A 23,688-nucleotide genomic window follows, 5' to 3' on the forward strand; every position below is an offset into this window, starting at 1 on the left:
TCATCCGGCTGTGGGGATTAAGGAAGCAGGTTTATTTTACCGTGCCTAAAATTTCGATTTTCGCCACTCTGGCTTTGACTTTACGTGACCAGATAGAGGTAAGAATTGGCACCAGAATCGAAGTCACAATGACCGCCGTCGCGACCAGCGAAGTTGCTGCCGGAGCCATCGGTTTAAACGCAGGCACCATTTCTGCAATCAGCACAGGTGTCGCTACCGCGGCCCCTGCGGAACTGGAAGCGGCAATTCCGGCAGTACCATCGCCACCGCCAATCAATTTATCGGCGATAATCAACGGAATACCGGTCACGATAATTACTGCCACACCCAACAGGATCCCCAGCAAACCTGTCTGGGCAATTACAGTCAAATCAATGGTATTGCCCAGCGCGAAGGCAAAGAATGGAATCAGCGTCTGCACCGCTTTGCTGAAAAATTCTCGTAATTCAGGGTCAAGGTTCCCAAGGGCAAAGCCCACCAGGAACGGTAATACTGCACCGACGAAAACATGCGGTTCAAACGAGGCAATCCCGGCAGTGCCCAGAATAATCATCGTCATGAGCGGCCCGGACTCCAATGACATCAACACAAATGCCCCAGCTTCTTCTTTCGTGCCGTACTGCTGCATGATGGAAGCGTAAAGTCCGCCGTTGGTCATATCCATCGCCGCCACCAGCGCCAACGTTGAAAGTCCGGCAAAAAATCCAACTTCAATACCATGTTCCGGAATAATGCGCGAGGCAATTGTCGCAACCACCCACGCGACGGCAATTTTTGTTACCACCAGCGTACCGGATTTACGCAATACCGTTCCCGTCGCGCTTAATTTTATTGACGCCCCCATGCAAAAAAACCACACCGCCAGAATGGGCACCGTACCGGTAATCATCCCGTTGGTGAATGATCCAAAATATTTCCCCGCCCCCGGCGAGAAGGTGTGGCACAGTGCGCCAAGGAATAGCGGGACGAGCATCATCCCCCCCGGGATTTTCTCAATCGAGCGTTTTATCTGCATTTCCATCACCTGTCGGCATATTTTTAAGGGCTGATGCGTAATTCCTCAACGGAGCATCAGTGTTGATGAAAACGAAGATAGACATTCATTTAATCAATAAAAGTGATCAAAACCACATCAATTGAAACACTGTTTTATTTTTATCGGATCATTGTTTTTATTTTGAAATTGATCACAAAAAAACCACCGCCGTTGGCGATGGTTCATTTTTTAAGCTGATATGCGGCGTAAACGCCTCATATCAGCAGGCGGCAAATGATTATTTTTTCGCCGCGAAACGTGCCGCTGCTTCATCCCAGTTCACCACGTTCCAGAACTCTTTGATGTAGTCAGGACGGCGGTTCTGGAATTTCAGGTAGTAAGCATGTTCCCACACATCCAGGCCCAGAATCGGGAAGCCGGAAGCGCCAGAAATAGCTTCGCCCATCAGCGGGGAGTCCTGGTTAGCAGTAGAAACCACCGCCAGTTTATCGCCTTTCAGCACCAGCCATGCCCAGCCGGAACCAAAGCGGGAAGCTGCCGCTTTTTCAAATTCTGCTTTGAAGTTATCTACGGAACCGAAATCACGTTCGATAGCCGCTTTCAGGTCACCCTGTAAGGTGGTGCCTTTTTTCAGACCTTTCCAGAACAGGCTGTGGTTAGCGTGACCGCCAGCGTTGTTGCGCAGTACGGTTTTCTTGTCTGCTGGCAGCTGGTCCAGTTTGGTGATCAGCTCTTCAACCGGCAGGTTGGCAAATTCTGGCAGGCTTTCCAGCGCCGCGTTGGCGTTGTTGACGTAGGTCTGATGGTGTTTGGTGTGGTGGATTTCCATGGTCTGCTTATCGAAGTGCGGTTCCAGGGCATCGTAAGCATACGGCAGGGATGGCAGGGTATAGCTCATATTCATCTCCAGTATTGTCGGGCGGCCGATTGTTAATGCCGCGTAAGCAGTTGGTTCATTATAGTTAATTAAATGATATTGAAAATGATTATCAATGCCGTACTTTTCGTAAGGGTATGGTTTTGCAGGAAAATGCCCGAGATGTGAAGCAAATCACCCACTTAATGCCGTGATTGCCAGTAAATCGACAACGGCGGCAACAGGCGAAAGGTTAATCGACAGCACGATTTTTACACTCATCTCGTCGGAGAAGTGACGCGACGAAAAATGATGAGGATAAGAAGATGAGTAACGCGATTACGATGGGGATATTTTGGCATTTGATCGGCGCGGCCAGTGCAGCCTGTTTTTACGCGCCGTTCAAAAAAGTAAAAAAATGGTCATGGGAAACCATGTGGTCAGTCGGTGGGATTGTTTCGTGGATTATTCTGCCGTGGGCCATCAGCGCCCTGTTACTACCGAATTTCTGGGCGTATTACAGCTCGTTTAGTCTCTCTACGCTGCTGCCTGTTTTTCTGTTCGGCGCTATGTGGGGGATCGGTAATATCAACTACGGCCTGACCATGCGTTATCTCGGCATGTCGATGGGAATTGGCATCGCCATTGGCATTACGTTGATTGTCGGTACGCTGATGACGCCAATTATCAACGGCAATTTCGATGTTCTGATTAATACCGAAGGCGGACGCATGACGTTGCTCGGCGTTCTGGTGGCGCTGATTGGCGTAGGGATTGTAACCCGCGCCGGGCAGTTGAAAGAGCGCAAGATGGGCATAAAAGCCGAAGAGTTCAACCTGAAAAAAGGGCTGGTGCTGGCGGTGATGTGCGGCATTTTCTCTGCCGGGATGTCCTTTGCGATGAACGCCGCAAAACCGATGCATGAAGCAGCTGCCGCACTGGGCGTCGATCCACTGTATGTCGCTCTGCCAAGCTATGTTGTCATCATGGGAGGCGGCGCGATCATCAACCTCGGTTTCTGCTTCATTCGTCTGGCAAAAGTGAAGGATTTGTCGCTAAAAGCCGACTTTTCGCTGGCAAAACCGCTGATCATTCACAACGTGTTACTCTCGGCACTGGGCGGTTTGATGTGGTATCTGCAATTCTTTTTCTATGCCTGGGGCCACGCCCGCATTCCGGCGCAGTATGACTACATCAGCTGGATGCTGCATATGAGCTTCTATGTATTGTGCGGCGGTATCGTCGGGCTGTTGCTGAAAGAGTGGAACAATGCAGGTCGCCGTCCGGTAACGGTGTTGAGCCTCGGTTGTGTGGTGATTATTGTCGCCGCCAACATCGTCGGCATGGGCATGGCGAATTAATCTTTCTGCGAATTGAGATGACGCCACTGGCTGGGCGTCATCCCGGTTTCCCGGGTAAACACCACCGAAAAATAGTTACTATCTTCAAAGCCACATTCGGTTGAAATATCACTGATTAACAGGCGGCTATGCTGGAGAAGATATTGCGCATGACACACTCTGACCTGCCGCAGATATTGATTGATGGTCATTCCAGTCTGCTGGCGAAATTGCTGACGCAAAACGCGCTCACTGCACGATGCCTCATCACAAAATTCATCCAGCGCAAAGGGACTTTTCAGGCTGGCCGCCAGCCGGGTAATCAGCTTATCCAGCAACGTTTCGCTGGATGTTGGCGGCAACGAATCACTGGTGTAACGATGGCGATTCAGCAACATCACCAACTGCCCGAACAGCAACTCTGCCATTTCGTTAGCAAACGGCACATGCTGACTACTTTCATGCTCAAGCTGACCGATAACCTGCCGCGCCTGTGCCATCCCCATGCTACCTAAGCGCCAGTGTGGTTGCCCTGCGCTGGCGCTAAATCCCGGAATCGCCCCCTGCCAGTCAAGATTCAGCTTCAGCCGCTCCGGGCAATAAATAATATTCTGCAAAACCAGATCGTTAACGGAAGCGTAGGAGTGTTTATCGTCAGCATGAATGTAAAAGAGATCGCCACGGGTAATGCGATAAGGGCGATCGTTGAGTACATGCAGACCATTACCGCGCCAGACAATTACCAGCTCACAAAAATCATGTGTATGTTCAGCAAAGACATCTTGCGGATAACGGTCAGCCACAGCGACTGCCTGCTGGTCGCTGGCAAAAAAATCATCTTTGAGAAGTTTTAACTGATGCGCCACCGTGGCTACCTCGGCCAGAGAACGAAGTTGATTATTCGCAATATGGCGTACAAATACGTTGAGAAGATTCGCGTTATTGCAGAAAGCCATCCCGTCCCTGGCGAATATCACGCGGTGACCAGTTAAACTCTCGGCGAAAAAGCGTCGAAAAGTGGTTACTGTCACTAAATCCGCAACGATAGGCGATGTCAGTAACGCTGGCCTCGCTGTGGCGTAGCAGATGTCGGGCTTTCATCAGTCGCAGGCGGTTCAGGTAACGCTGAGGCGTCAGTCCCGTTTTCTGCTTAAGCTGCCGATGTAGCGTACGCAGCGAAAGAGAAAATTGATCCGCCACGGCATCCCAATTTACCTCATCGGCAAAATGGTCCTCCAGCCAGGCCAGAAGCAAGTTGAGACGTGATGCGCTGTTTTCCAGGTTCTCCTGCAAACTGCTTTTACGCAGCAAGAGCAGTAATTGCATAAACAAGATCTCGCGACTGGCGGTCGAGGGTAAATCATTTTCCCCTTCCTGCTGTTCCATCTGTGCAACCAGCTGTCGCACCTGCTGCAACACGCTGTGGTTAACGCGCCAGTGAGACGGATACTGCCCATCCTGCTCTTGTGGCAGCAACTGATTCAGCCCGGCGAGAAACTGAAATCGATCCGGCGAGCGATACAGCACATTGGTCAGACACAGATTATCGGTATGTTCATACAGATGCCGATCATGATCGCGTACGAAACAGACAGTCCCACCGGTGATGGTATAGGGCTGCCCATTAAACACATGAATACCCGTGCCATGTTCGACAATCACAATTTCATGAAAATCATGATGATGTTCAGGAAAATCCGCCTGCGGGAGCCGGGGTTCTATCGCCACGGACGCGTTACCAGACGGAAAAAAATCCACACTATGTAATACGGTCATACTGGCCTCCTGATGTCGTCAACACGGCGAAATAGTAATCACGAGGTCAGGTTCTTACCTTAAATTTTCGACGGAAAACCACGTAAAAAACGTCGATTTTTCAAGATACAGCGTGAATTTTCAGGAAATGCGGTAAGCATCACATCACCACAATTCAGCAAATTGTGAACATCATCACGTTCATCTTTCCCTGGTTGCCAATGGCCCATTTTCCTGTCAGTAACGAGAAGGTCGCGAATTCAGGCGCTTTTTAGACTGGTCGTAATGAAATTCAGCAGGATCACATTATGACCTTTCGCAATTGTGTCGCCGTCGATCTCGGCGCATCCAGTGGGCGCGTGATGCTGGCGCGTTACGAGCGTGAATGCCGCAGCCTGACGCTGCGCGAAATCCATCGTTTTAACAATGGCCTGCATAGCCAGAACGGTTATGTCACCTGGGATGTGGATAGCCTGGAAAGTGCCATTCGCCTTGGATTAAACAAGGTGTGCGAGCAAGGGATTCGTATCGATAGCATTGGGATTGATACCTGGGGCGTGGACTTTGTGCTGCTCGACCTACAGGGTAAGCGTGTGGGTCTGCCCGTTGCTTATCGCGATAGCCGCACCCATGGTCTGATGACGCAGGCACAACAGCAACTCGGCAAACGCGATATTTATCAGCGTAGCGGCATACAATTTCTACCCTTCAATACGCTTTATCAGTTGCGTGCGCTGACGGAGCAACAACCTGAGCTTATTCCACACATTGCTCATGCTCTGCTGATGCCGGATTACTTCAGTTATCGCCTGACCGGCAAGATGAACTGGGAATATACCAACGCCACCACCACGCAACTGGTCAATATCAATAGCGACGACTGGGACGAGTCGCTACTGGCGTGGAGCGGTGCCAACAAAGCTTGGTTTGGTTGCCCGACGCATCCGGGTAATGTCATTGGGCACTGGATTTGCCCGCAGGGTAATGAGATTCCGGTGGTCGCCGTTGCCAGCCATGATACCGCCAGCGCGGTTATCGCCTCGCCGTTAAACGGTTCCCGCGCTGCGTATCTCTCTTCTGGCACCTGGTCATTGATGGGCTTCGAAAGCCAGACACCATTCACCAATGACACGGCGCTGGCAGCCAACATCACCAATGAAGGCGGGGCGGAAGGTCGCTATCGGGTGCTGAAAAATATTATGGGCTTATGGCTGCTTCAGCGGGTGCTTCAGGAGCGGAAAATCAACGATCTTCCGGCGCTTATCGCCGCGACACAGGCACTGCCGGCTTGCCGCTTCACCATCAATCCCAATGACGATCGCTTTATTAATCCTGACGAGATGTGCAGCGAAATTCAGGCTGCGTGTCGGGAAACGGCGCAACCAATCCCGGAAAGTGATGCTGAACTGGCGCGCTGTATTTTCGACAGTCTGGCGCTGCTGTATGCCGATGTGTTGCATGAGCTGGCGCAACTGCGCGGTGAAGATTTCTCACAACTGCATATTGTCGGCGGTGGCTGCCAGAACGCGCTGCTCAACCAGTTATGTGCTGATGCCTGCGGTATTCGGGTGATCGCCGGGCCTGTTGAAGCCTCGACGCTCGGCAATATCGGCATCCAGTTAATGACGCTGGATGAACTCAACAATGTGGATGATTTCCGTCAGGTCGTCAGCACCACCGCGAATCTGACCACCTTTACCCCTAATCCTGACAGTGAAATTGCCCACTATGTGGCGCAGATTCACTCTACACGACAGACAAAGGAGCTTTGCGCATGACCACTCAACTGGAACAGGCCTGGGAGCTGGCGAAACAGCGTTTCGCGGCGGTGGGGATTGATGTCGAGGAGGCGCTGCGCCAACTTGACCGTTTACCCGTTTCAATGCACTGCTGGCAAGGCGATGATGTTTCCGGTTTTGAAAACCCGGAAGGTTCGCTGACCGGTGGGATTCAGGCTACTGGCAATTATCCGGGCAAAGCGCGTAATGCCAGCGAGCTACGTGCCGATCTGGAACAAGCTATGCGGCTGATTCCGGGTCCGAAACGGCTTAATTTACATGCCATCTATCTGGAATCAGATACGCCAGTCGCGCGCGACCAAATCAAACCAGAGCACTTCAAAAACTGGGTTGAATGGGCGAAAACCAATCAGCTCGGTCTGGATTTTAACCCCTCCTGTTTTTCGCATCCGCTAAGCGCCGATGGCTTTACGCTTTCCCATGCCGACGACAACATTCGCCAGTTCTGGATTGATCACTGCAAAGCCAGCCGCCGTGTTTCAGCCTATTTTGGCGAGCAACTTGGCACACCGTCGGTGATGAACATCTGGATCCCGGATGGCATGAAAGATATCACCGTTGACCGTCTCGCCCCGCGCCAGCGTTTACTGGCAGCACTGGATGAAGTGATCAGCGAGAAGCTGGATCCTGCGCACCATATCGACGCCGTTGAGAGCAAATTGTTTGGTATTGGCGCGGAGAGCTACACGGTTGGCTCCAATGAGTTTTACATGGGGTATGCCACCAGCCGCCAGACGGCGCTGTGCCTGGATGCCGGACATTTCCACCCAACTGAAGTGATTTCCGACAAGATTTCCGCCGCCATGCTGTATGTGCCGCAGTTGCTGCTGCACGTCAGCCGTCCGGTTCGCTGGGACAGCGATCACGTAGTGCTACTGGATGATGAAACTCAGGCGATTGCCAGTGAGATTGTTCGTCACGATCTGTTCGACCGGGTACATATCGGTCTCGATTTCTTTGATGCCTCTATCAACCGCATTGCCGCATGGGTCATTGGTACGCGCAATATGAAAAAAGCCCTGCTACGTGCGTTGCTGGAACCTACCACTGAACTGCGCAAGCTGGAAGCAGCGGGCGATTACACCGCACGACTGGCACTGCTGGAAGAACAAAAATCGTTGCCGTGGCAGGCGGTGTGGGAAATGTATTGTCAGCGTCACGATACCCCAGCAGGTAGCGAATGGCTGGAGAGCGTGCGGGCTTATGAAAAAGAAATTTTGAGCCAGCGTGGGTAAACACTGCCGGATGCGGCGCGAGCGCCTTATCCGGCCTACGGGTCGTGCATCCGACAACACCGAATTTACAGGAACACAGAACATGCAAAACATTACCCAGTCCTGGTTTGTCCAGGGAATGATCAAAGCCACCACCGACGCCTGGCTGAAAGGCTGGGACGAGCGCAATGGTGGTAACCTGACGCTGCGCCTGGATGACGCCGATATCGCACCGTATCACGACAACTTTCATGCACAACCGCGCTATATCCCGCTCAGCCAGCCCATGCCTTTACTGGCAAATACACCGTTTATTGTCACCGGCTCCGGCAAATTCTTTCGTAACGTCCAGCTTGATCCTGCGGCTAACTTAGGCGTCGTAAAAGTCGACAGCGACGGCGCGGGCTACCACATTCTCTGGGGGCTAACTCACGAAGCCGTTCCAACCTCTGAACTTCCGGCTCACTTCCTTTCCCACTGCGAGCGCATTAAAGCCACCAACGGTAAAGATCGGGTGATCATGCACTGCCACGCCACCAACCTGATCGCCCTTACCTACGTACTGGAAAACGACACCGCGCTCTTCACTCGCCAGCTTTGGGAAGGCAGCACCGAGTGTCTGGTAGTGTTCCCGGATGGCGTCGGCATTTTGCCGTGGATGGTGCCCGGCACGGACGAAATCGGCCAGGCGACCGCACAGGAAATGCAAAAACATTCGCTGGTGTTGTGGCCCTTCCACGGCGTCTTCGGCAGCGGTCCGACACTGGATGAAACATTCGGTTTAATCGACACCGCAGAAAAATCAGCACAAGTATTAGTGAAGGTTTATTCGATGGGCGGCATGAAACAGACCATCAGTCGTGAAGAGCTGATAGCACTCGGCCAGCGTTTCGGCGTTACACCACTTGCCAGTGCGCTGGCGCTGTAAGGAGCAAATATGATCCGCAAAGCCTTTGTCATGCAGGTTAACCCCGACGCCCACGAAGAGTATCAGCGTCGGCATAATCCAATCTGGCCGGAACTGGAAGCAGTGTTGAAATCTCACGGTGCGCATAACTACGCCATTTACCTCGACAAAGCGCGTAATCTGCTGTTTGCCACGGTAGAGATTGAATCTGAAGAACGGTGGAATGCGGTAGCCAGTACTGATGTTTGCCAACGTTGGTGGAAGTATATGACCGACGTTATGCCAGCTAACCCGGATAACAGCCCAGTCAGTAGCGAGCTGCAAGAAGTGTTTTACCTGCCTTAATGAGTTGCGGTGCCGGAAAATATCCAGCACCGCGCCTTCATCAGAAGAAGTATTTAAAGCGAACGCGTGCGCCGTAACGGTCATCATTATCATCACCGTGTTTTTTATCACCGTCGCTATCCAGAATGGAGTAATAAGTACCAAGGTAAATATTAAAGTTCTCCATATCCATCACATTAGCGAACTGATAAGACGCATGAATGGTGTGAATGGTGTACGTCCCTTCATCATCAATCCAGCAGTCGTTATCACAAACTACACCGCTGAATTCATCAATCTTATTGTGCGCGTAGATATAACCCAGCTCGAAACGTTTCCACAGCGCGTTAATCCCGGCAGTGAAATCTTTCTCATTATTAGCATCTAAATAGGCGGTATTAAGATTAACCACGACGCCATTTTCCGGATCCGTTTTCAGGCCATTCCAGGTCATGCTCATACCATAGCCGGTACGATCGGACTGATCGACAAAATTACCCTTGCTATCGGTATAACCATAAGCATTATTTACTACGTTCGCTTCCATCGCTGCGGAAACGGTGAATTCTTCCGTCGGCGACCAGGCAATTACCGGACGCAGATAAGCAACATTTTTCTGCTGCTCCATATCGCGTCCATGATAATTACCGTCATTATATAAAGATGTTCCGTCTTCAAGTAACGTGTTTAATTCAAAATACCAGTTATCGAGTTGTTTGCTGACGAGGAAATTACCGCCAGCGTTAGAGCGCCCGCGGCCCTCTTTCATCATATAGATATAACCGCTGCCATCGTCATAAAGATCGTTCGCAGTATTACCGGAATGTTCAACAAAGGTATCCTGATTCAGCGGGAACATATCGTAGGCTTCAAAACGGCCTACTTTGACCTTCCAGTCGTTTTCTTTGCCAAAGAAGAATACCGCATCATCGATATTTACTGAACCGTGCATATCCCCCAGCGGTTGTGCGGAGAACCCGGCGAAATAACCATTATCCAGTTTTCGCATACCATCAAAACCTAACAGAATACGACCATTGAGATTCCACTGTTCATTAGTGGGATCGCTATTCACATCAGCGTTGGTCATTGCCAGCAGGCCATGATTACTTTCCGCATCCATATTAAATTCTACGTCGCCGTAGATTTTTAAATCGCCATAACCTGAAAGCAAAAGATTAGGTGAGGTGGCATTTTTCTTTGCAGATTCCGCCGTTGTCTGTCCATTTACCGGCGTATTGCCCTGGGCAGCCTTAATTTCGCGGATCTCAGCGGCTTGTTGTGTCTGCAGCTGTTTTACCTGCCCCTCTGCTTTTGCTGCCCGCATTTCTGCCGCTTCCAGGCGTTCTTCCAGCAATGCCATGCGTTGTTCCAGCGTTAAATGCTGTGTTTTTGCCATTCCGGTACTACATGCCAATAATAAACCGATGGCTAAAGATAATGTCGATTTTTTCATTATTTACGTTCCCTGAAATAAAGGAGACCCTACGCTTTCCAAAAGGAATACGTATATAGAGAAATATAAGGTGTGCACTTTCGAATTTTTAATCCAACTTCAGCAGGCCGATGGATAGTATCCCGCCACATAATATGAGTAAATCCGCTGATTTCCTGGAACGTGAGGAATATAACAATAGTGCCGTTTTTAACTAAATATCGTAAAATATTAGATATAATTCACGCTGACTCATAAGCCACAAATATAAATAGCCTTGCTGCAAAATATGTGCGGCAGTTAAACATTCACAACATCATTAAATAATGATTTCTTATTCACTGCATTTATTTTGCCCATCAATATGTGCCTTACACCGCAAAATTTATCCTTCACTCTGCCTTATATTGTCACGACTTCACGACATATCCGCGCTCATCACAAAACCGCCCCGCCGTTACAATTAACTATAATATTTTTTCATGGAGTCCAATAATGGCAGCCCTTACTGCAAGCTGTATTGACCTGAATATTCAGGGCAATGGCACTTATTCCGTTCTGAAGCAGTTGGCGACAATGGCGTTACAAAACGGTTTTATCACCGACTCACATCAATTCCTGCAAACCCTGCTGGTGCGCGAAAAAATGCACTCCACCGGTTTTGGTTCTGGTGTCGCCGTGCCGCACGGTAAAAGCGCCTGTGTTAAACAACCGTTCGTATTATTCGCTCGCAAAGCGCAGGCCATTGACTGGAAAGCCAGCGATGGCGAAGACGTCAATTGCTGGATCTGCCTCGGCGTGCCGCAAAGTGGCGAAGAGGATCAGGTCAAAATCATCGGCACGCTGTGTCGCAAAATTATCCACCAGGATTTTATCAACCAACTGCGACAAGGCGACGCCGTCCAGGTGCTTGCTTTGTTAAATCAAACCCTCAGCTCATAAGGACGTGGCGATGGAGTCATCCTTACGTATTGTCGCGATCACCAACTGCCCCGCCGGGATCGCTCACACCTACATGGTGGCGGAAGCCCTGGAACAGAAAGCCCGTTCTCTCGGTCATACCATTAAAGTTGAAACTCAAGGATCAAGCGGCGTCGAAAACCGCTTATCCAGCGAAGAGATTGCCGCTGCCGATTACGTGATTCTCGCTACCGGGCGTGGCCTGAGCGGTGATGATCGCGCGCGATTTGCCGGGAAAAAGGTTTATGAGATTGCCATCTCCCAGGCGCTGAAAAATATCGACCAGATTTTCAGTGAATTACCGACAAACTCACAACTTTTTGCCGCAGATAGCGGCGTGAAGCTCGGCAAACAGGAAGTGCAAAGTGGCAGCGTAATGAGCCATCTGATGGCGGGCGTCTCTGCGGCGCTGCCGTTTGTCATCGGTGGCGGTATCCTGGTGGCGCTTGCCAACATGCTGGTGCAGTTCGGTTTGCCGTATACCGATATGTCGAAAGGTGCGCCGTCGTTTACCTGGGTGGTTGAATCCATCGGTTATCTCGGTTTCACCTTTATGATCCCCATCATGGGCGCTTATATTGCCTCGTCGATAGCCGATAAACCCGCTTTCGCTCCGGCGTTTCTGGTTTGCTATCTGGCGAACGACAAAGCCATGCTCGGCACCCAGTCTGGCGCGGGCTTCCTCGGTGCGGTGGTGCTGGGGCTGGCGATTGGCTATTTCGTCTTCTGGTTCCGTAAAGTCCGTCTCGGCAAAGCGTTACAACCGCTGCTCGGTTCCATGCTTATCCCGTTCGTTACTCTGCTGGTTTTTGGCGTACTGACTTACTACGTTATCGGACCGGTGATGTCCGACCTCATGGGCGGGTTGCTGCACTTCCTGAACACCATTCCTCCGTCAATGAAGTTTGCGGCGGCGTTTCTGGTTGGTGCGATGCTGGCATTCGATATGGGCGGCCCCATCAACAAAACCGCCTGGTTCTTCTGCTTCTCTCTGCTGGAAAAACACATTTACGACTGGTACGCCATCGTCGGCGTTGTCGCGCTAATGCCGCCTGTCGCGGCGGGTCTTGCGACGTTCATTGCGCCCAAACTGTTTACTCAACAGGAAAAAGAAGCCGCCAGTAGCGCCATAGTGGTCGGTGCCACAGTCGCAACCGAACCGGCTATTCCTTACGCTCTGGCCGCTCCGTTACCGATGATTACCGCCAACACGCTGGCGGGCGGTATTACCGGCGTGCTGGTGATCGCTTTCGGAATCAAACGGCTGGCACCGGGTTTGGGTATCTTTGACCCGCTGATCGGCCTGATGTCGCCGGTAGGTTCATTTTATCTGGTGCTGGCGATTGGCCTCGCGCTGAACATTTCATTCATTATCGTCCTGAAAGGATTATGGTTACGCCGCAAAGCCAAAGCTGCGCAACAGGAGCTTGTCCATGAACATTGAGTTACTGCAACAGTTGTGCGAAGCCAGCGCCGTCAGCGGCGATGAACAGGAAGTTCGCGACATTCTGATAAACACGCTGGAACCCTGCGTGAATGAGATCACCTTCGATGGTCTGGGCAGCTTTGTTGCCCGTAAGGGGAATAAAGGTCCAAAAGTTGTTGTTGTCGGGCATATGGATGAAGTCGGCTTTATGGTCACCCACATCGATGAGAGCGGTTTTCTGCGCTTCACCACCATTGGCGGCTGGTGGAATCAGTCGATGCTCAACCACCGGGTAACCATACGCACACACAAGGGATTTAAAATCCCTGGTGTAATTGGCTCCGTCGCGCCACATGCGTTAACCGAAAAGCAAAAGCAACAACCGCTGTCATTTGATGAGATGTTCATTGATATTGGCGCAAACAGTCGCGAAGAAGCGGAAAAACGTGGCGTGGAAATTGGCGATTTTATTAGCCCGGAAGCCAATTTTGCCTGCTGGGGCGAAGATAAAGTGGTCGGCAAGGCGTTGGATAACCGCATCGGCTGCGCAATGATGGCTGAACTATTGCAGACGGTGAATAACCCCGAAATTACGCTTTATGGCGTTGGCAGTGTGGAAGAAGAAGTTGGGCTACGCGGGGCACAAACCTCGGCTGAACACATTAAACCGGATGTGGTGATCGTGCTGGATACCGCTGTCGCGGGCGATGTTCCAGGCATTGATAACATTAAATATCCGCTGAAACTGGGCAACGGGCCGGGGCTGATGCTGTTTGACAAGCGCTACTTCCCCAACCAGAAACTGGTAGCAGCGTTAAAAAGCTGTGCCACGCAGAATGATTTACCGCTGCAATTTTCCACTATGAAAACCGGTGCGACGGATGGCGGGCGCTACAACGTGATGGGCGGCGGACGTCCGGTTGTCGCGCTGTGCCTGCCAACGCGTTATCTGCACGCCAATAGCGGTATGATTTCAAAAGCCGATTACGATGCTCTGCTCACGTTGATAAGGGATTTTCTGACCACTTTAACCGCGGAGAAAGTCAACGCGTTTAGCCAGTTCCGTCAGGTGGATTAATGCTAAACGAACGCCAGTTAAAGATTGTCGATCTGCTGGAGCAACAGCCACGCACGCCTGGCGAGCTGGCGCAACAGACTGGCGTTTCTGGCAGGACCATCCTGCGTGATATTGACTATCTCAACTTTACCCTTAACGGCAAAGCCCGCATTTCCGCCAGTGGCAACGCGGGCTATCAGCTGGAAATCTTCGAGCGCCGCAGCTTTTTTCAGTTGCTGCAAAAGCACGATAACGACGATCGGCTGCTGGCGCTGTTATTACTGAATACCTTCACTCCCCGTGCGCAACTCGCCTCGGCGCTTAATTTGCCAGAAACGTGGGTAGCAGAGCGCCTGCCCCGCCTGAAACAGCGCTATGAACGCGGTTTTTGTCTCGCTAGTCGCCCTGGTTTGGGCCATTTCATTGATGAGACAGAAGAGAAACGCATTATTTTGCTGGCGAATCTTTTACGCAAAGATCCGTTTTTAATTCCGCTGTCGGGAGTAACACGAGACAATTTTCAACAATTAACCACCGCCTGCGAAAAGCAACGTCGCTGGCCGCTGATGCAAGGCGACTATCTCTCAAGCCTGATTCTGGCTATTTACGCGTTGCGTAATCAGCTTACTGACATATGGCCTGAATATCCCGGTAGCGAGATAAAACAGATCGTTGAATATAGCGGCCTGTTTCTTGGTGATAATGCTGTAAGAACGTTGACGGGGTTGATAGAAAAACAGCATCAACAGGCGCAGGTTATTTGTGTCGATAATGTGCTGGCATTGCTGCAAAGGGTGCCGGGCATTGCGTCATTGAATATTATTGATACGCAACTGGTTGAGAATATTACCGGGCATTTATTACGTTGCCTTGCCGCGCCGGTGTGGATTGGAGAGCACCGCCAAAGCAGCATGAATAACCTGAAAGCCGCCTGGCCTGCGGCCTTTGATATGAGTCTGCACTTTATTACGCTACTGCGTGAACAACTCGATATTCCCCTTTTCGACAGCGATCTGATTGGTTTGTATTTTGCCTGTGCGCTGGAACGGCATCAAAACGAACGCCAGCCGATCATTTTGCTCTCTGATCAAAACGCGATTGCCACTATTAATCAGCTCGCCATTGAGCGCGACGTCCTGAATTGTCGGGTGATTATTGCCCGCTGCTTTAGCGAACTGGTTGCCATTCGCGAAGAGATTGAGCCGTTATTGATCATTAATAACAGCCATTATTTACTGGATGACGCGGTCAATAATTGCATCATCGTAAAAAATATCATTACGGCTGCCGGTATCGAACAAATAAAACATTTTCTGGCGACGGCATTTATTCGCCAGCAACCGGAGCGTTTTTTTTCTGCCCCCGGAAGTTTTCATTATTCGAATGTACGTGGTGAAAGCTGGCAACATATTACCCGGCAAATATGTGCGCAATTAGTGACGCAACACCACATTACCGCCGATGAAGCACAACGGATCATCGCCCGCGAAAGCGAAGGCGAAAACCTGATTGTTAATCGTCTCGCCATCCCACATTGCTGGAGCGAACAGGAACGCCGTTTTCGTGGATTTTTTATTACCCTCGCCCAACCGGTTGAGGTGAATAACGAAGTAGTTAACCATGTGCTGATCGCCTGTGCCGCCGCCGATGCGCGTCATGAGCTAAAAATATTTAGCTATCTTGCCAGCGTATTGTGTCAGCATCCGGCAGAGGTTATTGCCGGGTTAACAGGATATGAGGCATTTATGGAGTTACTTCACAAGGGGTGAACTGTGTCGGATGCGCCGCATCCGACACTGCATTTATCACCAAAATCAAAAACATTTAACGCAGGCGATTATAGTCATCGACCATTTCGTTGTACTCGCGTAACGCTCGCGGAAATGAGTCGTCGACCATCCAGCTGGTGTTTGCATCCTGAAGTTGCTCTTTATCCCAGTCAGAGTACGGAACTTTATCTCTGACGCGGCGAACGTATTTTTTAGCCTCGAGTTGATACTGGTCTGCCGAATTAATGAACGAGAAATTCATACCGCCTTTATCCGCTTCTTTGGCCTGCGCCACCAGCGTTTCCAGTTCAGAGACTTTCTTCATTGCCGCATCAACATCAAACTTCTCTTGCGAAATCAGGTTATTAATTTGTTTCGCTGAAATCATGACTGCCAGGGAGTAGTAGTGGAATGTTTTTCCTTCTGTTTCTTCAATATTTTTCAGTTCCGCAAGCTGACGCTTATCGTTAATTTCCTGAATCGCCGCATGATAAGATTCTGCTACAGGTTCAAAGGCTTCAAGATTTTTTAAGAATGTCTGGTGCAGCGTTTTCCCTTTCGCAAACGCATCGTCTTTATAATTTTCCTGGGTGTAATATTTATCCATTTCGTTAATGGTATTACCCAACGCCACGGCAGCATCAATATAACTCACCGCCACGCCATCAATAGGTTGCAGCGCAGGCGTTAACGCCACAGCACTTTTTACGCCTTTTTCACACTCAGCGAGGTTGGATTCACTAATACCGTAGATACCATAAACAGTACGCTCTTCACCGGTAGGGCCCTGTTTAAAATCTTTCAGCCAGTCAGCATAACGCGCCAGACTGCTCTGTACCGGGATCTGTAACTTGTTGTAGCACTTGATATAGACATCCATTTTTTCGTCGAAAACCGCTTGTTCATCGACCACCGGTTGCGCAGGTGTTTCAGGTTTAGCTTCTGCTTTTGCAACGGGAGCTTCAGTAGGTTTCGCTTCAGGAGTTGGTGCGGCAGGTTGACTATTGGCGGGCGGGGGCGTTTCTGTTTCGGATTTTTTATCGTCACAACCCGTGAGACCGAGAGCCATTATGGCGACTATAATAGCGGAAGATAATAAATTCCTTTTCATTTAATTGCCTTATAAATAGATAAATAAGAGAGTGAATATAATAAATGAAAAAAGAAAATGTCACTACACGCGTTTTGTTTATAAATAAGTCGATAATATTCATAAAATGAATAAGTCCTGTAATTTAATTTCTAAATCACAGGACTTATTTTAATTAATTACTCAAACGCTGCGGATGGGTATAAACCGTTGCCCGACCCGGCTTACAAAAGCCCACCAGCGTCAAATTACAGCGCTCAGCCACTTCTACGGCAAGCGTGGTCGCGGCAGACACCGCAAACAAAATTTCTACGCCGCACATCGCTGACTTTTGCACCATTTCATAACTGGCACGACTGGAAACCAGCACCGCACCTTGCTGCCAGCTTTCCCCTTCTTGTGACCGGCGGCCTAACAGTTTATCCAGCGCCACATGGCGACCCACGTCTTCATGCCCGCCTACCAGTTCGCCAGATGGCAACATCCAGGCAGCGGCGTGAGTACAACCAGTCAGTTGCCCCACTGGCTGGAAATCATTGAGATGGCGTAATGCATCATCCAGTTTGTTGAGATCAAATGTCTGAGTGAACGGCAGCGGCTGCACCGGTTTACCGATGTCATTAAGTTGCTCCACGCCGCACACACCACATCCCGTACGTCCCGCCAGTGCCCGACGACGCTCCTTCAACCCCATAAAGCGGCGGCTGGAAAGCTCAATTTGCACTTCCAGACCATTACAGGAAGGAACGACATCCATACCGAAGATATCGCGCGGACTTTCGATAATCCCCTCGGAAAGCGAAAAACCGAGCGCAAAGTATTCAAGGTCTTTGGGCGACGCCATCATCACCACATGCGAAATGCCGTTGTAGACCAGCGCAACGGGAACCTCTTCCGCCACCTCATCTAACCGTGGGTGTTGTAAATCGTCACGCCGCCATAACTCAATTTGACGAACACCTGTGACATTTGTCACATTTTTGATTTCTTTTTGCTGTGTTTTTTTCACTTTCTATTAACCGGATAAGAACACACACACCAACATTATGGTATTCTGTTACAAACCCTTCCTGGATGGAGGGAAATTGAGCCAATTCTGGACCTTTGCGGCCCCTTCCGCAAAGAAAAATAACTCCCACTCCCTGCACACGCAGCAAGCGAATGTAAATGGGACGTGACAATGTCGAAACAAGGAGCAATCCATGCAGGTCAGCAGAAGGCAGTTCTTTAAGATCTGCGCTGGCGGTATGGCAGGCACCACGGCAGCGGCACTGGGTTTTGCACCCAGCGTAGCACTCGCGGAAACCCGGCAGTATAAACTGCTGCGCACCCGCGAAACCCGTAATACCTGCACCTATTGTTCCGTAGGCTGTGGGCTGTTGATGTACAGCCTCGGTGACGGAGCAAAAAACGCCAAAGCATCTATCTTCCATATCGAAGGTGACCCGGATCACCCGGTCAACCGCGGTGCACTTTGTCCGAAAGGCGCTGGCCTGGTGGATTTCATCCACTCCGAAAGCCGTCTGAAGTTTCCGGAATACCGTGCGCCAGGTTCTGATAAATGGCAGCAAATCAGTTGGGAAGAGGCGTTTGATCGCATTGCCAAACTGATGAAAGAAGACCGCGATGCTAACTACATTGCGCAAAACGCCGAAGGCGTGACTGTTAACCGCTGGCTCTCCACCGGGATGCTGTGTGCTTCCGCGTCGAGTAACGAAACCGGCTATTTAACGCAAAAATTCTCCCGCGCGCTGGGTATGCTCGCGGTCGACAACCAGGCGCGTGTCTGACACGGACCAACGGTAGCAAGTCTTGCTCCAACATTTGGTCGCGGTGCGATGACCAACCACTGGGTCGACATCAAGAACGCCAACCTCGTCGTGGTGATGGGCGGTAACGCCGCTGAAGCACACCCGGTCGGGTTCCGCTGGGCGATGGAAGCCAAAATTCACAACGGCGCGAAGCTGATTGTGATCGATCCTCGCTTTACGCGTACGGCGGCGGTGGCTGACTACTATGCCCCTATTCGTTCCGGTACTGACATTGCTTTCCTGTCAGGCGTATTGCTGTACCTGCTGAACAATGAAAAATTCAACCGCGAATACACCGAAGCCTATACCAACGCCAGCCTGATCGTGCGTGAGGATTACGGCTTTGAAGATGGCCTGTTCACCGGCTACGACGCAGAAAAACGCAAGTACGATAAATCCTCCTGGACTTACGAACTGGACGAAAACGGCTTCGCCAAACGCGATACCACGCTGCAACATCCGCGCTGCGTGTGGAACTTGCTGAAACAGCACGTTTCCCGTTATACGCCAGATGTGGTTGAAAACATCTGTGGTACGCCGAAAGACGCGTTCCTGAAAGTCTGCGAATACATCGCAGAGACCAGTGCTCACGATAAAACTGCCTCGTTCCTTTACGCGCTCGGCTGGACGCAACACTCCGTTGGTGCGCAGAACATTCGTACGATGGCGATGATCCAGCTACTGCTCGGCAATATGGGGATGGCAGGCGGCGGCGTTAACGCCCTGCGCGGTCACTCCAACATTCAGGGGCTGACGGACCTGGGGCTGCTGTCGCAGAGCCTGCCAGGTTACATGACGCTGCCAAGCGAGAAGCAGACCGATCTGCAAACCTACCTTGCCGCCAATACGCCGAAACCGCTGCTGGAAGGCCAGGTTAACTACTGGGGCAATTACCCGAAATTCTTCGTCTCCATGATGAAGGCCTTCTTTGGTGATAAAGCGACGGCAGAAAACAGCTGGGGCTTTGACTGGTTGCCGAAGTGGGATAAAGGCTACGACGTCCTGCAATACTTCGAGATGATGAAAGAGGGCAAGGTCAATGGCTATATCTGCCAGGGCTTTAACCCTGTTGCCTCATTCCCGAACAAAAACAAAGTGATCGGTTGTCTGTCGAAACTGAAGTTCCTCGTCACTATCGACCCGCTGAACACTGAAACCTCTAACTTCTGGCAGAACCACGGTGAGCTGAACGAAGTGGACTCGTCGAAGATCCAGACCGAAGTGTTCCGTCTGCCATCGACCTGCTTCGCGGAAGAGAACGGTTCAATCGTTAACTCCGGTCGCTGGTTGCAGTGGCACTGGAAAGGTGCGGACGCCCCGGGGATTGCGCTGACTGATGGCGAGATCCTCTCCGGTATCTTCCTGCGCTTGCGCAAGATGTACGCCGAACAGGGTGGCGCGAACCCGGACCAGGTGCTGAACATGACCTGGAACTACGCCATCCCGCATGAGCCGAAGTCGGAAGAAGTGGCGATGGAGAGCAACGGTAAGGCGCTGGCCGATATTACCGATCCGGCAACCGGGGCGGTTATCGTCAAGAAAGGCCAACAACTCAGCTCGTTCGCTCAACTGCGCGATGACGGCACCACCTCCTGTGGCTGCTGGATTTTCGCCGGTAGCTGGACGCCGGAAGGCAACCAGATGGCGCGCCGTGATAACGCCGATCCGTCTGGCCTCGGTAACACGCTGGGCTGGGCATGGGCATGGCCGCTTAACCGCCGCATTCTGTATAACCGCGCCTCCGCAGATCCGCAGGGTAACCCGTGGGATCCGAAGCGTCAGTTGCTGAAATGGGACGGCACCAAATGGACCGGCTGGGATATTCCGGACTACAGCGCAGCGCCTCCGGGCAGTGGCGTCGGGCCGTTTATCATGCAGCAGGAAGGCATGGGGCGTCTGTTTGCCCTCGATAAGATGGCGGAAGGTCCGTTCCCGGAACACTACGAGCCGTTTGAAACGCCGCTGGGAACTAACCCACTGCATCCAAACGTTATCTCGAACCCGGCTGCGCGAATCTTTAAAGACGATGCCGAAGCATTGGGTAAAGCCGATAAGTTCCCGTATGTCGGAACCACCTATCGTCTGACCGAGCACTTCCACTACTGGACCAAACACGCGCTGTTGAATGCGATTTTGCAGCCAGAGCAGTTTGTGGAAATCGGGGAGTCGCTGGCGAATAAACTTGGCATTGCCCAGGGCGATACCGTGAAAGTCTCCTCCAACCGTGGCTATATCAAAGCCAAAGCGGTGGTGACCAAACGTATTCGCACGCTGAAAGCGAACGGCAAAGATATCGATACCATCGGTATTCCGATTCACTGGGGCTATGAAGGTGTTGCGAAAAAAGGCTTTATTGCCAACACGTTAACGCCATTCGTCGGTGATGCGAACACGCAGACGCCGGAGTTTAAGTCCTTCCTTGTGAATGTGGAAAAGGTGTAACGGAGACGACATATGGCTTATCAATCTCAAGATATCATTCGTCGTTCCGCGACTAACGGTCTGACCCCCGCGCCTCAGGCGCGGGACTTCCAGGAAGAAGTGGCGAAACTCATCGACGTCACCACCTGTATCGGCTGTAAAGCCTGTCAGGTGGCGTGTTCAGAGTGGAACGACATTCGCGATACCGTCGGCAATAACATTGGGGTGTACGACAACCCCAATGATTTAAGCGCCAAATCGTGGACGGTGATGCGCTTCTCGGAAGTGGAGCAGAACGACAAACTGGAATGGCTGATCCGTAAAGACGGCTGTATGCACTGTTCCGATCCAGGCTGCCTGAAAGCGTGTCCGGCGGAAGGGGCAATTATTCAGTATGCCAACGGTATCGTCGACTTCCAGTCCGAGCAGTGCATTGGTTGCGGTTATTGCATTGCGGGCTGTCCGTTCGACATTCCGCGCCTCAACCCGGAAGACAACCGCGTTTATAAATGTACGCTGTGCGTTGACCGCGTGGTGGTTGGGCAAGAACCGGCCTGCGTGAAGACCTGCCCAACGGGCGCGATTCACTTCGGTACGAAAGAGTCGATGAAAACGCTGGCGAGCGAGCGCGTGGCGGAGCTGAAAACTCGCGGTTACGACAATGCGGGTCTGTACGATCCGGCAGGCGTGGGTGGTACACACGTTATGTACGTGCTGCACCATGCTGACAAGCCAAATCTGTATCATGGCTTGCCGGAGAACCCGGAAATCAGCGAAACCGTGAAATTCTGGAAAGGCATCTGGAAACCGCTCGCAGCTGTTGGCTTTGCGGCTACCTTCGCAGCCAGTATCTTCCACTACGTGGGTGTCGGTCCGAACCGTGCGGATGAGGAAGAGAATAATCTGCACGAAGAGAAAGACGAGGAGCGCAAATGAAACGACGTGACACCATCGTGCGCTACACCGCGCCGGAACGTATCAACCACTGGATCACCGCCTTCTGCTTCATCCTGGCGGCGGTGAGCGGGCTGGGCTTTTTGTTCCCTTCCTTCAACTGGTTGATGCAAATCATGGGCACACCGCAGCTGGCGCGCATTCTGCACCCGTTTGTCGGCGTGGTTATGTTTGCCTCGTTCATCATCATGTTTTTCCGTTACTGGCATCACAACCTAATCAATCGGGATGATATCTTTTGGGCGAAGAATATTCGTAAGATCGTCGTCAACGAGGAAGTAGGTGATACCGGGCGTTATAACTTCGGTCAGAAATGCGTTTTCTGGGCGGCGATTATTTTCCTGGTTCTGCTGCTGGTGAGCGGCGTGATTATCTGGCGTCCTTATTTTGCGCCTGCTTTCTCAATCCCGGTGATCCGATTCGCGTTAATGCTGCATTCATTTGCCGCAGTGGCGTTAATTGTGGTTATCATGGTGCATATCTACGCCGCCCTTTGGGTGAAAGGCACGATTACCGCCATGGTGGAAGGATGGGTTACTAGCGCATGGGCGAAGAAACATCACCCACGCTGGTACCGTGAGGTCCGCAAGACAACGGAAAAGAAAGCTGAATGAGTATTCGCATAATCCCGCAAGATGAGCTGGGTTCGAGCGAGAAACGTACGGCGGATATGATTCCGCCGTTATTGTTCCCTCGGCTCAAAAATTTATACAACCGCCGCGCCGAGCGTCTGCGCGAGCTGGCAGAAAATAATCCGCTGGGTGATTACCTGCGTTTTGCTGCGCTTATCGCCCACGCCCAGGAAGTGGTGCTGTACGACCATCCGCTGGAGATGGATCTGACCGCGCGCATTAAAGAAGCCAGCGCACAGGGCAAGCCACCGCTGGATATTCACGTTTTGCCGCGTGATAAGCACTGGCAAAAGCTGCTGATGGCAATGATTGCTGAGCTGAAACCTGAAATGAGCGGCCCCGCGCTGGCAGTGATTGAGAATCTGGAGAAGGCATCAAGCCAGGAGCTGGAAGATATGGCCAGCGCGCTGTTCGCCTCTGATTTCTCGTCCGTCAGCAGCGATAAAGCGCCGTTTATCTGGGCCGCACTGTCGCTCTACTGGGCGCAGATGGCCAATCTGATCCCCGGCAAAGCCCGCGCTGAATATGGCGAACAACGTCAATATTGCCCGGTTTGTGGTTCTATGCCGGTGTCCAGCATGGTGCAAATTGGCACCACTCAGGGGCTGCGTTATCTGCACTGCAACCTGTGTGAAACCGAATGGCACGTAGTGCGCGTAAAATGCAGCAATTGTGAACAGAGCGGCAAACTGCATTACTGGTCGCTGGATGACGAACAGGCCGCGATTAAAGCCGAAAGCTGCGATGACTGCGGCACTTACCTGAAGATTCTTTATCAGGAAAAAGAGCCGAAAGTTGAAGCCGTGGCAGATGACCTCGCCTCTCTGGTACTGGATGCGCGAATGGAGCAAGAAGGCTACGCCCGCAGTTCCATCAACCCGTTCCTGTTTCCGGGTGAAGGGGAGTAATCTCTGACGTTTTCCGGGTGGCGCAGGTCGCCC

The 23,688-nt window shown here is 51.5% G+C and carries 20 protein-coding genes; 13 read left to right on the plus strand and 7 right to left on the minus strand.

Going from position 1 to position 23,688, the window contains the following annotated elements; all coding sequences use genetic code 11:
• Positions 1–31 precede the first annotated feature (31 nt).
• Complete coding sequence (kdgT, locus tag BGE37_RS20445; RefSeq protein ID WP_105288379.1) at positions 32–1,015, minus strand: 2-keto-3-deoxygluconate transporter; 984 nt, start codon at positions 1,013–1,015, stop codon at positions 32–34.
• 259 nt (positions 1,016–1,274) lie between these two features.
• A complete protein-coding gene (gene sodA, locus BGE37_RS20455) occupies positions 1,275–1,895 on the minus strand; it encodes a superoxide dismutase [Mn] (RefSeq protein WP_001297064.1) in 621 nt (206 codons plus the stop codon).
• Positions 1,896–2,179: 284 nt separating this feature from the next.
• Between sodA and rhaT the strand changes: the two genes are divergently transcribed.
• Positions 2,180–3,214, plus strand: coding sequence for an L-rhamnose/proton symporter RhaT (gene rhaT, locus BGE37_RS20460; RefSeq protein WP_105288380.1), 1,035 nt, complete (start codon positions 2,180–2,182; stop codon positions 3,212–3,214).
• Here the strand turns inward: rhaT and rhaR are convergent.
• Positions 3,211–4,059, minus strand: a complete 849-nt coding sequence (gene rhaR / locus BGE37_RS20465) for an HTH-type transcriptional activator RhaR (RefSeq protein WP_001361122.1) — start codon at positions 4,057–4,059, stop codon at positions 3,211–3,213. The genes rhaT and rhaR overlap by 4 nt on opposite strands.
• A 73-nt stretch (positions 4,060–4,132) precedes the next feature.
• On the minus strand, positions 4,133–4,969 hold the full coding sequence (gene rhaS, locus BGE37_RS20470) for an HTH-type transcriptional activator RhaS (RefSeq protein ID WP_000217153.1): 837 nt from the start codon (positions 4,967–4,969) through the stop codon (positions 4,133–4,135).
• A gap of 287 nt (positions 4,970–5,256) precedes the next feature.
• Here rhaS and rhaB point away from each other — a divergent pair, with 287 nt between their 5' ends.
• From rhaB to rhaM, 4 genes are all read left to right on the plus strand, one after another.
• On the plus strand, positions 5,257–6,726 hold the full coding sequence (gene rhaB, locus BGE37_RS20475; RefSeq protein WP_105288381.1) for a rhamnulokinase: 1,470 nt from the start codon (positions 5,257–5,259) through the stop codon (positions 6,724–6,726).
• On the plus strand, positions 6,723–7,982 hold the full coding sequence (gene rhaA / locus BGE37_RS20480; protein ID WP_105288382.1) for an L-rhamnose isomerase: 1,260 nt from the start codon (positions 6,723–6,725) through the stop codon (positions 7,980–7,982). The genes rhaB and rhaA overlap by 4 nt, the downstream gene beginning before the upstream one ends.
• Before the next feature lie 82 nt (positions 7,983–8,064).
• Positions 8,065–8,889, plus strand: a complete 825-nt coding sequence (gene rhaD, locus BGE37_RS20485) for a rhamnulose-1-phosphate aldolase (protein ID WP_032304219.1) — start codon at positions 8,065–8,067, stop codon at positions 8,887–8,889.
• Between the two features lie 9 nt (positions 8,890–8,898).
• Positions 8,899–9,213 (plus strand): L-rhamnose mutarotase, encoded by a 315-nt coding sequence (gene rhaM / locus BGE37_RS20490; protein ID WP_000619503.1) that lies wholly within the window; start codon positions 8,899–8,901, stop codon positions 9,211–9,213.
• Positions 9,214–9,253: 40 nt separating this feature from the next.
• Here rhaM and BGE37_RS20495 read toward each other — a convergent pair whose 3' ends face one another.
• Positions 9,254–10,648: a carbohydrate porin gene (locus BGE37_RS20495; RefSeq protein ID WP_105288383.1), complete on the minus strand. Its 1,395-nt coding sequence runs from the start codon at positions 10,646–10,648 to the stop codon at positions 9,254–9,256.
• A gap of 474 nt (positions 10,649–11,122) precedes the next feature.
• On the opposite strand from BGE37_RS20495, the gene BGE37_RS20500 reads away from it, so the two are divergent.
• From BGE37_RS20500 to BGE37_RS20515, 4 genes are read left to right on the plus strand one after another with little or no spacing between them, the layout of a single operon-like run.
• Positions 11,123–11,569: a PTS fructose transporter subunit IIA gene (locus tag BGE37_RS20500; RefSeq protein ID WP_032304217.1), complete on the plus strand. Its 447-nt coding sequence runs from the start codon at positions 11,123–11,125 to the stop codon at positions 11,567–11,569.
• Between the two features lie 10 nt (positions 11,570–11,579).
• Positions 11,580–13,031 carry a PTS fructose-like transporter subunit IIBC gene (locus BGE37_RS20505; RefSeq protein WP_105288384.1) on the plus strand — a complete coding sequence of 484 codons (1,452 nt, stop codon included), beginning with the start codon at positions 11,580–11,582 and terminating at the stop codon, positions 13,029–13,031.
• Positions 13,021–14,091, plus strand: a complete 1,071-nt coding sequence (locus BGE37_RS20510; protein WP_105277524.1) for an aminopeptidase — start codon at positions 13,021–13,023, stop codon at positions 14,089–14,091. Before BGE37_RS20505 ends, BGE37_RS20510 begins: the two co-directional genes overlap by 11 nt.
• Entirely contained in the window at positions 14,091–15,839 is a 1,749-nt protein-coding gene (locus BGE37_RS20515; protein ID WP_105288385.1) for a putative frv operon regulatory protein, read from the plus strand. Before BGE37_RS20510 ends, BGE37_RS20515 begins: the two co-directional genes overlap by 1 nt.
• Positions 15,840–15,894: 55 nt before the next feature.
• Here BGE37_RS20515 and BGE37_RS20520 read toward each other — a convergent pair whose 3' ends face one another.
• Together BGE37_RS20520 and fdhD are read right to left on the minus strand one after the other, a co-directional pair.
• Positions 15,895–16,950, minus strand: coding sequence for a YiiG family protein (locus BGE37_RS20520; protein ID WP_105277526.1), 1,056 nt, complete (start codon positions 16,948–16,950; stop codon positions 15,895–15,897).
• A gap of 154 nt (positions 16,951–17,104) precedes the next feature.
• On the minus strand, positions 17,105–17,938 hold the full coding sequence (fdhD, locus tag BGE37_RS20525) for a formate dehydrogenase accessory sulfurtransferase FdhD (RefSeq protein WP_000753612.1): 834 nt from the start codon (positions 17,936–17,938) through the stop codon (positions 17,105–17,107).
• A gap of 193 nt (positions 17,939–18,131) precedes the next feature.
• On the opposite strand from fdhD, the gene fdnG reads away from it, so the two are divergent.
• From fdnG to fdhE, 4 genes are read left to right on the plus strand one after another with little or no spacing between them, the layout of a single operon-like run.
• Positions 18,132–21,182, plus strand: coding sequence for a formate dehydrogenase-N subunit alpha (gene fdnG / locus BGE37_RS20540; RefSeq protein WP_015953878.1), 3,051 nt, complete (start codon positions 18,132–18,134; stop codon positions 21,180–21,182).
• A 12-nt stretch (positions 21,183–21,194) separates the two neighbouring features.
• On the plus strand, positions 21,195–22,097 hold the full coding sequence (gene fdoH / locus BGE37_RS20545; RefSeq protein WP_000331377.1) for a formate dehydrogenase O subunit beta: 903 nt from the start codon (positions 21,195–21,197) through the stop codon (positions 22,095–22,097).
• Entirely contained in the window at positions 22,094–22,729 is a 636-nt protein-coding gene (gene fdoI / locus BGE37_RS20550; protein ID WP_000829013.1) for a formate dehydrogenase cytochrome b556 subunit, read from the plus strand. Before fdoH ends, fdoI begins: the two co-directional genes overlap by 4 nt.
• Positions 22,726–23,655, plus strand: coding sequence for a formate dehydrogenase accessory protein FdhE (gene fdhE / locus BGE37_RS20555; protein WP_000027715.1), 930 nt, complete (start codon positions 22,726–22,728; stop codon positions 23,653–23,655). The genes fdoI and fdhE overlap by 4 nt, the downstream gene beginning before the upstream one ends.
• Positions 23,656–23,688 lie beyond the last annotated feature (33 nt).

Source organism: Escherichia sp. MOD1-EC6300, from assembly GCF_002965045.1.
GTDB lineage: Bacteria > Pseudomonadota > Gammaproteobacteria > Enterobacterales > Enterobacteriaceae > Escherichia > Escherichia coli_F.